The 11,230-nt window shown below is 38.2% G+C and carries 8 protein-coding genes and 1 tRNA gene; 4 read left to right on the top strand and 5 right to left on the bottom strand.

All coding sequences use genetic code 11. The annotated features are described in order from the left end of the window. The coding region (locus JWR87_RS01070) for an EI24 domain-containing protein (RefSeq protein WP_297814701.1) at positions 1-695 on the bottom strand (695 nt) is incomplete at its 3' end. A 97-nt stretch (positions 696-792) separates the two neighbouring features. Here JWR87_RS01070 and JWR87_RS01065 point away from each other — a divergent pair. Further along, entirely contained in the window at positions 793-1,452 is a 660-nt protein-coding gene (locus tag JWR87_RS01065; RefSeq protein ID WP_297814700.1) for a DNA-3-methyladenine glycosylase, read from the top strand. A gap of 341 nt (positions 1,453-1,793) precedes the next feature. Continuing rightward, the gene (locus JWR87_RS01060; RefSeq protein ID WP_297814699.1) at positions 1,794-2,450 is read left to right on the top strand and encodes a protein-L-isoaspartate(D-aspartate) O-methyltransferase; all 657 of its coding nucleotides are present in this window, start codon (positions 1,794-1,796) and stop codon (positions 2,448-2,450) included. A 213-nt stretch (positions 2,451-2,663) separates the two neighbouring features. On the opposite strand, the gene JWR87_RS01055 is transcribed toward JWR87_RS01060, so the two are convergent. From JWR87_RS01055 to JWR87_RS01045, 3 genes are all read right to left on the bottom strand, one after another. Next, positions 2,664-5,354 carry a TonB-dependent receptor gene (locus tag JWR87_RS01055; protein ID WP_297814698.1) on the bottom strand — a complete coding sequence of 897 codons (2,691 nt, stop codon included), beginning with the start codon at positions 5,352-5,354 and terminating at the stop codon, positions 2,664-2,666. A 121-nt stretch (positions 5,355-5,475) separates the two neighbouring features. Continuing rightward, positions 5,476-6,081 carry a DUF445 family protein gene (locus tag JWR87_RS01050; RefSeq protein ID WP_297814697.1) on the bottom strand — a complete coding sequence of 202 codons (606 nt, stop codon included), beginning with the start codon at positions 6,079-6,081 and terminating at the stop codon, positions 5,476-5,478. A 67-nt stretch (positions 6,082-6,148) separates the two neighbouring features. Further along, positions 6,149-6,222, bottom strand: a tRNA-His gene (locus JWR87_RS01045). Between the two features lie 370 nt (positions 6,223-6,592). Between JWR87_RS01045 and JWR87_RS01040 the strand changes: the two genes are divergently transcribed. Further along, positions 6,593-8,722 carry a carboxy terminal-processing peptidase gene (locus JWR87_RS01040; protein ID WP_297814696.1) on the top strand — a complete coding sequence of 710 codons (2,130 nt, stop codon included), beginning with the start codon at positions 6,593-6,595 and terminating at the stop codon, positions 8,720-8,722. 178 nt (positions 8,723-8,900) lie between these two features. Here the strand turns inward: JWR87_RS01040 and JWR87_RS01035 are convergent, their stop codons facing one another. Beyond that, on the bottom strand, positions 8,901-9,764 hold the full coding sequence (locus JWR87_RS01035) for a class I SAM-dependent methyltransferase (protein ID WP_297814695.1): 864 nt from the start codon (positions 9,762-9,764) through the stop codon (positions 8,901-8,903). A gap of 159 nt (positions 9,765-9,923) precedes the next feature. Here JWR87_RS01035 and JWR87_RS01030 point away from each other — a divergent pair, with 159 nt between their 5' ends. After that, on the top strand, positions 9,924-11,153 hold the full coding sequence (locus tag JWR87_RS01030; RefSeq protein WP_297814694.1) for a 4-hydroxy-3-methylbut-2-enyl diphosphate reductase: 1,230 nt from the start codon (positions 9,924-9,926) through the stop codon (positions 11,151-11,153). Positions 11,154-11,230: the final 77 nt, after the last annotated feature.

Genomic DNA, 11,230 nt, shown 5'->3' with positions numbered 1-11,230 from the left:
AGCCAACCAATAATGGGAATTAAGTGTAAGAGATAAAACATTAAACCGTTGGCAATTGCAAGGCCTTTTCGTTTTCCTATAAAATGAATGCTTTCTGATGCCGTTAAATGATTTCTTTCTAAGGTATAATCCAGCATAGAAAATCCATAATAGTAGCACTCTATTAACAGCACAAAAAAAGGAGTGATCCAACCTACAACAGGTATAAAAGATAGAATAAGAAAAGCAATAAGATAAACTGATTGCCATAAAGTATTTCTGAGAGCAATGCGGATACCCCGGGCGACATCTTTGAGAAATTGAGAAAGATGAAAAGGAGTGCTCTTTCCTTCCAGGATGTCTTCGATTTTTTCACTGAGATATGCGAAAATGGGTGAGCCTAAAATGAGCCATATATATTTAAACAATGAAAAGTAAAAAAGCATTAAAATGAGCCAAAGAATAATTCCGGCGATTGTAAATAACAGGCCTGCAATGGTGCTTTCCATGCTTTCTATCCAGTGTTTCAGGCCCGTTTCAATACTGAGCCATTCAATAACAGAGCTCGCACTTTTACCAAAAAAATACATACTAACGCAAAACATGACCATGTAGATAAGTCCGGGAATAATGATCCATTTCCAGAGCTTATGTTTACGGATAAAAGCGTGCGCCAGGCGGTACGACTGTATTGCAGTTACAATGTCTTTTAGCAAATGATGAGTGTTTATAGTATAAATTTAAACTGTAAATCACTCCCGCTTTTAATTAAAATGCAACAACGAATAAGGAACCCTTAAACCAGAAATTAAAGTGACAGAACAACACCACTTAAACACCAGTTTTTCGAACTGGAAAAAATTAACGACTGATTTTTATGAAAGAACGGATGTAGTGGCTATAACAAAAGAACTGCTCGGGAAAATACTTGTAACAAATTTTGAGGATAAACTAACTGCAGGACGTATTGTTGAGGCGGAAGCATATAACGGTCCTTTTGATAAGGCTGCACATTCTTATAACAACCGTCGTACTGCACGTACCGAAGTAATGTTTAGCCAGGGTGGCGTCGCTTACATTTACTTGTGTTACGGCATACATCAAATGTTCAACATTGTTACCAATGTTAAAGACGTTCCAAACGCCATCCTGATAAGAGCACTCGAGCCGCTGGCAGGCATCAACGTCATGCTTGAAAGGACTAACAAAGCCACTCATACATTTGACCTAACCCGTGGTCCCGGTAACGTAGCAAAAGCGTTGGGATTGCATACCAGTCAATCTGGTATGACCCTTCAGAGCGACCCGCTTTATATTGCAGACGATGGTTATCTATACCCTGATGATGATATAATAGCAACATCGAGAATCGGCGTAGACTACGCAGCAGAAGATGCACTCTTGCCATATCGTTTTGTTGTGAAAGGAAACAAATATGTAAGCGGAAAGAAAATTATAAAAGCTAAACAGTAGCTAAATGTGCCGGAGATATAAGAAGAATTTAACTGATGTTGAGAGATATGGAGGGGTGAGATAGGTAGTACCAGCATTAGGTTTCATAGCAACATGGTTGCGTCGGAAGCACTTCATCGGCACACCTTGAAGCTGCTTCAGCTTCAAAGCGAAAATGTTTAAAAATAACAATCATTAATATAGGTAGGATGGCCCGGTCGCCTAAATGATTGTTTGTGCGATGGTGGTGCCACACGTCAACTGTTTATTAATAACTATGATTCTTTTTGTTTTTCACATAAAAAGTAAATAGATGCGGACGCCTTCTGCTGTCGAACGCATTAAGTACTTTCGTAGACAGAATGAAAAATCAAGTAGACACATATCAATACAAAGGGTTACGCAGGCATTTGGTAGAATTGCTGAGACAAAAAGGTATAACAGACGAGGCCGTGTTGGCTGCCATCAATAATATTCCGAGGCATTTTTTCCTTGATTCTGCTTTTGATAAAATTGCTTATGAAGACCGGGCTTTTCCTATAGGGGAGGGGCAAACAATTTCCCAACCATACACGGTGGCATATCAAACTCAATTGCTGGAAGTAAAGCCTAATGATAAAGTGCTTGAAATTGGCACTGGCAGTGTTTACCAGGCATCTGTTTTAGCAGAGATGGGGGCTAAAGTGTTTACAATTGAAAGGCAAAAAAAGCTGTACGAAAAAAACAAGAACTTTGTATTTAAAAGCAATTACCCTAATATAAAGTTCTTTTATGGGGATGGTTTTCAGGGACTGCCGACTTACGCTCCTTTTGATAAAGTGATTATTACCGCTGCCGCTCCATACATCCCACCCAGGTTGATTGCACAATTAAAGACCGGGGGAATGATGGTGGTGCCGGTTGATTTGGGACCTGTTACCCAAATGTTGAGACTAACAAAGCTTGCTGATGGAGGATATGCTGAAGAAAGATTTGATAATTTTTCCTTCGTTCCTATGCTGGAGGGACGGAGTGGGTAGAAAGTTTTATAGAAATTTAGCGCATATTACATCTGTACTTAATTCAATACAACTCCCGCCCGCTGTTGCAATATGCTGAAGAAGTACAAGGGTGCGACGCAACAATGCTTAGTAGCGGCGGTACAGCCGGTAACAAAAAAAACAGACTTAAGGGCATAAAAAAAAGGTGGTTCTTTTTAGAAACCACCTTTTTTTATCAGTACCTATTATTTGTTATTGACTAATCATATTATCTCCGCCGTCAACTTCTCTTGTGTTTTTCCGTTTTAAAAGGTTAACATCAAACTTGCCAAAGCGGTAGCCGAAGTTTACTCTCACAATTTGCGGATCTCTTCTACGTCTTGACGTTTGCATCAAGAACGAAGACTCGGAATACATGCTGAAGAACTGGGTTCTAAATACATCATTCATACTAACGGTTAAAGATGCACTGTTGCCACCTTTCCAACTCCAGTCTTTACGTATGGCAGCATCAAAACCATATCTGGGATTTATATATCCCTGCGCCGTTGCTACAGGTCCACCGCCAAAACCACCACCACCACCACCGCCTCTGCCACCACCACCACCGCCGCCGCTTTGTGGCATAACTGTTCTGGCGTAATAGTCTCCGGAAAATTGAAAAGAGAATGTTTTTAAGAATTTAATACTGTTATTCCATTTTACAAACCAACTTGTTCGCTTGTTGGAGATGTCAGGCAGTTTAGGATCGTTAACATTTATTCTTGAGTTAAACAAGTTGAAGTTAACGGTCATATCCCACCACTTGGTAACAGGCATTCTGTTGGTTAGCTCAATACCAAAAGTGACACTATTGTTTGCATTTAAAAAAGTATTAAACAAAACACTGTCGCTGCTGGAGTAGTTTTGGGCAGTGTCTGGATTGATACCCTCGTACTGATACCTGGTAATTAGGTTGGTATTGTATTTAAAGTAACCGTTTGCAAGAAAGTTAGCACCTCTTTTATAATTATTATTATAAGCCACCTCGAAAGAATTAGTAAATTCAGGCTTTAGGCCTGGGTTACCTACACTTAGATTATATGGATCTGAATAATCAATAAAAGGAATTAACTGGAAGAAGTTAGGACGATTTATTCTCCTGGTATAATTAAACTGTAAGTCCTCGTTATCGGATAGCTTATAAGTAAGAAAGGCGCTCGGAAAAAGGGATAAAGGAAAGTTGACATTAAAATTAGAGATAGAGTCTCTTCCTGACATGTCCCGACCTATTGTTGACCCATTGTATGTTGAGTTCTCGGCTCTCAATCCAACCTGGTAATTCCACTTATTTACTTTTTGACTATAATTTGCATAGGCCGCATATACCCTGTCAGTGTACTTGTAGGTACTGCTTAGGTTTTTTGATATAACATATTGCCCGATACCTTGATTATAAAAGTATTGCTCATTTGCGTTTTGCTGGTCTCGGATTGAAGCGCGGCCGCCAATTTCTAATTTCTGAGTTTCACTAAGAGGGTTAGTATAGTCGGTTTGTATTGTCCAGTTCTTAGTATTTCCTGCGCTAACTGACTTTTGCATCACCGGCAATCTTTTAAATTCGTAAGCCGATTTATACGTCTGAGTATTTATGAAACCGGCATTTTCATTTTTGTTCGAATTATAGTTTACATCGGCTGTTAGCTCGTGGCCGGTTTTAGCAAAATTGTGCTTGTAACTAAACTGGGATCCAATGTTCTTCATTTTTCCTTCACTATTTTGCCTTACCGTATTAAAGGATGGGTTTGCTATAAGCAAAGAGTCAACTTGTTGTTGATCGTTGTTTTTAAAATTACCCCGGTTATAATTAGTGGAAATAGTAATGGTATTTCTGTTGTCGATCAGGTAGTCGAAGCCACCACGGATAAAAGCAAAATATCCATTATTTATGGGGTTAGTTCGTTGATAAATTCTACTGGTCGGCACATTTTTATTTAAGTTGATGCGGTCAGAAGTCCCGGTAGAGATTGACTTTCGTTGGTTATAAACACCGCTGGCAAAGAAGTTAACCTTGTTTTGCCTTAAATTAAGGTCTCCTCCTATATTCACCTTTCCCCTCGAATCTATTCCTGAACGGATACCGCCATTGTAACCCGTCTTTTTGTTTTTCTTTAAAACAACATTTAAAATACCTGCATTACCACCGGAAGCATCAAACTTTGCAGAAGGGTTGGTGATTAGCTCAACGCGGTCAATGATGTCAGCCGGAATTTGATCAAGGGTCATTGTTGTAGGCCTGCCATCAACAAATAATTGCGGGGTAGCGTTTCTTAGTGTTACGTTTCCATCTATGTCAACACTTAAAGAGGGAATACTTTTCATTACCTCTGTTGCTGTTTGTCCCTGGCTCGTTAAGTTTTTGTCGACATTAAAAATTTTCCGGTCAACACCCATTTCAAACATTTGTCGTGTGGCAGTTACGGTTACATTACCAAGATTTGCTGCATCTTGCTCAAGCCTGATGTTTCCAAGATCTCTGTCTATCATTCCCATCATTTGGTCTCTTCCACCTTCACCCTGTGCACCTGCTTGTGCGGGTCTCGGCCCGGAAGAAATCTTTTTCTCGATAGTCTTATAACCAATGGCCGATATACGAAGGGTATAATCCCCTATCGTTGGTATATTATCAAGGCTGAAATCTCCGTTAGGTTGAGTTATAGTTGCTTTTAAGGTAACAGGAGAAGCTTTCTGTGTTGCCGTATCTGTTCGGTTACCAATAAATTGAAGTGATACGCCATCCATGCCCTTATTGGTCTTACTATCTACTATTTTTCCATATATATGGCCGGCAATAGAATTTTGAGCACCCCCTGCTCGTCCCGCTCCTGCGGGTCTTACACCTGGCCTTTGCGCCATTAATCCTATTGAAATAATAATCGAAAAAGTGACTAATATTCTTCTCATATGTTCATTTTCTGAGTGTAAAGTTCACACTGCTACTATGAACAAGGGCTAATAAAAGGTATAAACGGTAAAATAGGGAGATAAATGGATTAGTAGTCTTACTTTCTCCCTTTTCACTCTATCACCTCATTGCCATTATCAAAAAAACTTGAAATAATCCAATTACAAGACCTATAATCGCACCAAGGACGCCTGCAAATCTTAATTCAGTTGACATTGTTTCAATTAACAGTTCCTCCACTTTCTCCGTAGAAAAATTACTGAGTTTTTCAATGACTATCTTTTCAATATTAAGTTCGGTTTGTAGTACGCCCAGGTATTGTTTCATTAGTACAGGAAAAAGCTCCTCCAATTCCTTCATAAACACACCTTTTACCTGCGCAATCGTCTTCTCTCCAATTAGCATTCCAAGCATAGGAATTTCCGCAGTCAGCTTTTCCCGTAGAAAAGTATCAATGTGTATTTCAAGTAGCGGTAATATTTTAGTAACGTTTTGCGGGTCAGCTATCTTTTGTTCTAACTCAGCAAAAGATAGGAGTTCTGAACTTACCAGCTTACCTAGTTGTATTGCAAACTGTTGTTGTCGTTTCGGAAGAATTCCTTGAAGTGTTATTCCGAGTACTTTTTTTTGTTTTTTTGGATGAAAAAGGAATTTAAATCCGATCCAGTTTGTCACCCAACCAATAGAAGCAGAAATAACGGGAATTAAAAAAAGTGTCCAATACATGTAAATAGAAAATAATAAAGTGCGAGAATAAAAAAACCTTGTTACAATGAACAAGGTTTTTTTTAAGGGAGACCGATGGGTTTCGAACCCACGGCCTTCAGTGCCACAAACTGACGCTCTAACCAACTGAGCTACGATCTCCGTATTAAAATTGGTTGGCAAAAATAGAAAAAAAATTCTTTCTACAATAATTTTAAATAACCGCTTCTCTATTGCAATCTTTTCAATTATCTTTCTTCATATAAATAAGCCTTCTGCTTTCTATAATGCTACGATTAAAATTTACTTTTTACGTCTTTATCATATAACAATTTTACTTAGTCCGATTATTGTTGGTATTCTAAATTCATAGCCACCTAATTCTTTTTTTATCAGAACAACAATTAAGGTTTGTTAGTAGTTATGATATAAAATCTGGTTGCGGTAAAACCTTTGTTAAGATAAAAAGTTGAACCGTAATAAAAGGCTTTTTACTTTATTTTTGATACGAATGAAAAAAATCTTTCAATTTATGCTTAAACGCAAAGTGTTGCCGGTGGTGCTGGTTGTTTTATTTTCTGGCGTCTTTTGGGCATTTCAATCTCATGGAGGGAATGGCGGCTCTATAACTACACAGCAAAAAATATTAACCACTTTAGGAACTATAATTGAGCAGAACCATTATAATCCTAAAGCAATTAATGATAATTTTTCTCAGCAGATTTTTAAGAAATTTTTGGAGTCGATTGATCCTGATAAAAATATTTTTCTGCAAGCCGATGTCAACTCTTTAAAAAAATACGAGACGTCCATCGACGATGAAATTCACGGCGCTACAATGCAATTTGTTCCCGCAGTTGACGCGTTGTATAGCAAAAGGATGCAGGAAGTAATGTCTTTTTATAAAGAGCTTCTTGCCAGGCCTTTTGACTTTAATGCTAACGAGGAAATCGTAATTGATGGAAAGAAACTGAATTTCGCTGCTAACGAGTCTCAAAGGAAGGAAGTGTGGAAGAAAAAAATCAAGTTTCTTACGCTTGAACGGTATACGGATTTGTTAGATCAGCGTGAAAAAAATAAGGACAAGAAGGATTTTGTTGTAAAAACAAATGCAGAACTCGAAAAAGAGGCCCGGGAGAAAGTGGGAAAAATAATGGACAAGAATTTTGAACGGATTCGGTTGAAATTTAATGCTGATGATCGTTTCAATATTTTTATTAATACGATTACTTCTTACATGGATCCGCATTCTGATTATTTTCCGCCTGTAGAAAAGAGAATGTTTGATGAGCAGATGAGCGGCAAATTTTACGGAATTGGTGCTTCGTTGAAAGAAGAAGAAGGAAACATAAAGGTCGCAAGTTTGCTTACTGGTAGCCCTGCCTGGAAAAGTGGCGAAATACAGGTTGGCGACATTGTGATGAAGGTTGGACAAGGAAAAGATGAACCTGCAGAGCTGACTGGATTAGCTGTAGAGGATGCAGTAAAAATAATTCGTGGAAATAAGGGAACTGAGGTTAGATTGACTCTAAAAAAACCTGATGGGTCATTGAAGCTCGTTCCTATTATTCGTGATGAGATAGTGCAGGACGAAGTATATGTAAGAAGTGCAATAGTTAACGGAAAACAGAAAATCGGTTACATTTTCCTTCCTGATTTTTATGCAGATTATGAGAAGCCGGATGGACATCGTTGTTCTTCAGACGTTGCCAAAGAAATTCAAAAGCTCAAAGCAGAGGGCGTAGATGGGATAGTAATGGATTTAAGAAATAATGGTGGTGGTTACCTACCTGAAGTGGTTGAAATGGTGGGGTTATTTATTCAGGATGGACCTATCGTTCAGGTTAAGGACAGAGAAGGCAAAGCAACTGTTTTAAGAGATAACGATAAATCTGTGGCTTACACAGGACCGCTTACCGTGTTGATCAATGAATTTAGTGCGTCTGCTTCTGAAATTTTTGCTGCCGCTATTCAGGATTACGGACGTGGAGTTATTATTGGCAGCACCTCTTCGTATGGAAAAGGAACGGTTCAAAGAAATATTCCGTTTGGTAGACCTTTAGACCTTTTCACCGGAAGAACCGAATTTGGAGCTATTAAACTTACGCTTCAAAAGTTTTACAGAATTAATGGAGGTTCAACACAACTAAGAGGAGTTACTCCGGATATCGTACTTCCTGACGAATATGAGTACCTGAAATTCAGGGAAAAAGATAATGAGAATGCGCTCCCCTGGGATGAGATTGAGAAAACTACCTTTAACAAGTGGCAGGGAGATTGGAACGTAAACGAAGTAAAGGCAAAGAGTGCCGAAAGAATTAAGAACAACGTAAACTTTAATTTAATTAATAGTAATGCGTTGTGGCTTTCGAAGCAAAATGACAAAATTTACAGTTTGAATCTTGACAAATACAAAACAGAGCAAAAAGCCTTAAGAGCTACTGTTAAGCAAAATGATAGCCTGGCAAAATTAACTGTCGAGTTGCCTTTTGAGGGATTGAAGGCTGACGAGGCAAAATATAATAATGTAGATAAAGACAAAGGAGAGCGGTATAAGAATTGGCTTAAAAACCTTAAGACAGACATTTATATAAATGAAGCAGCTAATGTTATCAAAGACATGACCACCACAAAGTCTTCGGGTTTAGTAAAGTCTTCTTAAGCTGGAAAATATAGGAAATTGAAAAAGCCACCCTTAAAAAGGTGGCTTTTTCAATTTCCTATATTTGGGAAGTTACATTTTAAAGATTCTGGTAGAAGGCTACAACTGTTATGTAATATCGGCTTCAAATCCTTGAAAGGCGGTGAATTTAAATTTAAGAAAGATTGTTTTTAAAATGTCAAACCGCTTTAATAGGGCCCTCATATATTATGGTTTGACTACGGGCTATCACCAAATTTAATTTTCGAGGTAAAAGTTTTTCAAACGCTAAAGCCAGACGTCTAAACCTGAAGTTAAAGCTGCCTTGGGGAAGAAGCCTGTTAAATCTCTCAATACCTCCGATTGGAATTATTTCGGTTTTATTAAAGAAACTGCTACCAATTTTTAAGTAGCTTCTGTAACTATTGTCTCTTAAAGGATGAGGATCCTTATTCTTCCATTCGGCAAATTTTCTTTTTTGCAAGATAGACGGCCTTCCGGGAACAGGAATTATCCAACGAATATTATCCAACAACTTGTTATTTTCGGCAGGTTCAAAGTATCGTACTATACCATCAGGCTTTAAAATGCTTACGATTTTTTTCGTGAACTCCAACTCCTGTTCGTGCGTTAGATGGTGCACGAAGTTCTTTCCGGCAACTATGTCAAAAGAACTATCTGGTAGGTCTGCTAACAAAAAATCGCCATAAATGAATTTGATTGGATATTTGAAAGGGTATTGCCGGTTCAATTCTTCTATTATCCTTCCTGACTGCGCTGAAATATCGTTGGCTACAACTTCCGCTCCAAGAGCAGCCATTAAAGCAGCATTTACACAATCACCACATCCCAGTTCTAAAACTTTTTTTTCTTCAATTTGATCTTTAAAATTGCCATGATAAAACCCGGCAAAGCTGGTATACGTTCTAACAGCATTATCTAAAAAAGTCTCCTTATTTTTTACCTTGCTTAAAATACTGTCAATATTTACGGTAGCGTACACACTGTCGTAAAACTGCTCGTTTTTCACTTGACTTTCATTCCAGGTAACTGAATTTCGCAATTAGATTTTTTTTAAGTTTTTGTGCCGCTGATATGTCTGGACTTTTAAATGTAATATTTAAAGGAACTAAATTTAAACGACAAATCAGTAGCGGTTATTTCTTCTACCCTTAACATTTATTGCTTTGTCACTTTGTACCTTTACAGTGTTATAAGAACTATGAAGAAATTTAATGTTCCCGTTGTTTATCGAAGTAGCGTTATTAGTGCTATTAAAAGCAGGAGGAAGGAAGCGGACAAGCTTAAAAAAGACTTTAGTCCTACTTTATTAGATTTTGGCAAGCTGCAAATTTTTCTGGCCCGCCATTTTGGTTTCTGCTATGGAGTAGAGAATGCAATAGAAATTGCTTTTCGTACAATTGATGAAAACCCTGGAAAACGGATTTTTCTATTGAGCGAAATGATTCACAACCCCCAAGTAAATGCAGACCTGGTACAAAGAGGTGTCCGTTTTTTGCAGGATACAAAGGGGAATGCTTTAGTTGATTTTGATGAATTGACCGCAGACGATGTAGTTATTATTCCTGCTTTCGGTACAACGCTTTTAATTGAAGAGAGACTTAATAAAATTGGTATAACAACAGAAAAGTATAATACTACTTGTCCTTTTGTAGAGAAAGTATGGAATAGAAGCGAGCAGATTGCTAATAAAGGATACACTATTATAGTGCACGGCAAGCCGTCGCATGAAGAAACAAGGGCTACTTTCAGTCATAGTGCTGCAAGTGCCCCAACCGTTGTGGTAAACGACATGTTGGAGGCCGTTGAACTATCTAAATATATTACAGGTGAAAAACGGCCAGCCGATTTTTGCATAGAATTTAAAGGACGCCATTCAGAGGGATTTACTGTAGAGCGGGATTTGCAAAAAATTGGTGTGGTAAACCAAACAACGATGCTGGCAAGTGATACGCAGGCCATAAGCGATTACCTGAAAGAAGTGATGATGAAGCATTACGGTTTGTCTAATGCAAATATTGATGACCGGTTTGCTGACACTCGTGATACGCTATGTTATGCTACAAATGACAATCAATCTGCTGTTCAAGGTTTACTTGAAACTGAGGCTGATCTTGCAATTGTTGTTGGTGGTTATAACAGTAGCAATACCTCTCATCTGGTTGAACTATGCGAGGAGAAGCTTTCCACTTTTTATATAGACTCTCCTGAAAAATTACTGTCTCAAAAGGAAATTTTGCATTATGACTTCCATAGCAGGCAGGAGCTGCATACTATCGATTATCTTCCTGCTACAGTACCTGCCAGAATCTTGATTACCAGTGGGGCAAGTTGCCCGGATGCAGTAGTTGAGAAGGTAATAAGAAGACTGCTTTCTTTTTTTGATCTTAGGCAAACAGTTGAAGAAGATATTCTAAGCTTTATTAAATAGCCAGCATTGCCACTTTAGCTGTTCTTACATGCTTAAGTAATGTTATTTGGTACACGGGTGTGACACAACAATGTTTA

This window comes from Segetibacter sp. (assembly GCF_025963695.1).
In the GTDB taxonomy this organism is placed as follows: Bacteria; Bacteroidota; Bacteroidia; order Chitinophagales; family Chitinophagaceae; genus Segetibacter.
Note: the sequence above shows the minus strand (reverse complement) of the source record. Positions and strands in the feature narration are given on the sequence as shown.

What these genes read in the sequence shown, in the direction of transcription:
- JWR87_RS01040 (WP_297814696.1), top strand. Translation starts at nt 6,593, where the DNA reads ATGCTTAAACGCAAAGTGTTGCCGGTGGTGCTGGTTGTTTTATTTTCT.
- JWR87_RS01050 (WP_297814697.1), bottom strand. Translation starts at nt 6,081, where the DNA reads ATGTATTGGACACTTTTTTTAATTCCCGTTATTTCTGCTTCTATTGGT.
- JWR87_RS01060 (WP_297814699.1), top strand. Translation starts at nt 1,794, where the DNA reads ATGAAAAATCAAGTAGACACATATCAATACAAAGGGTTACGCAGGCAT.
- JWR87_RS01055 (WP_297814698.1), bottom strand. Translation starts at nt 5,354, where the DNA reads ATGAGAAGAATATTAGTCACTTTTTCGATTATTATTTCAATAGGATTA.
- JWR87_RS01030 (WP_297814694.1), top strand. Translation starts at nt 9,924, where the DNA reads ATGAAGAAATTTAATGTTCCCGTTGTTTATCGAAGTAGCGTTATTAGT.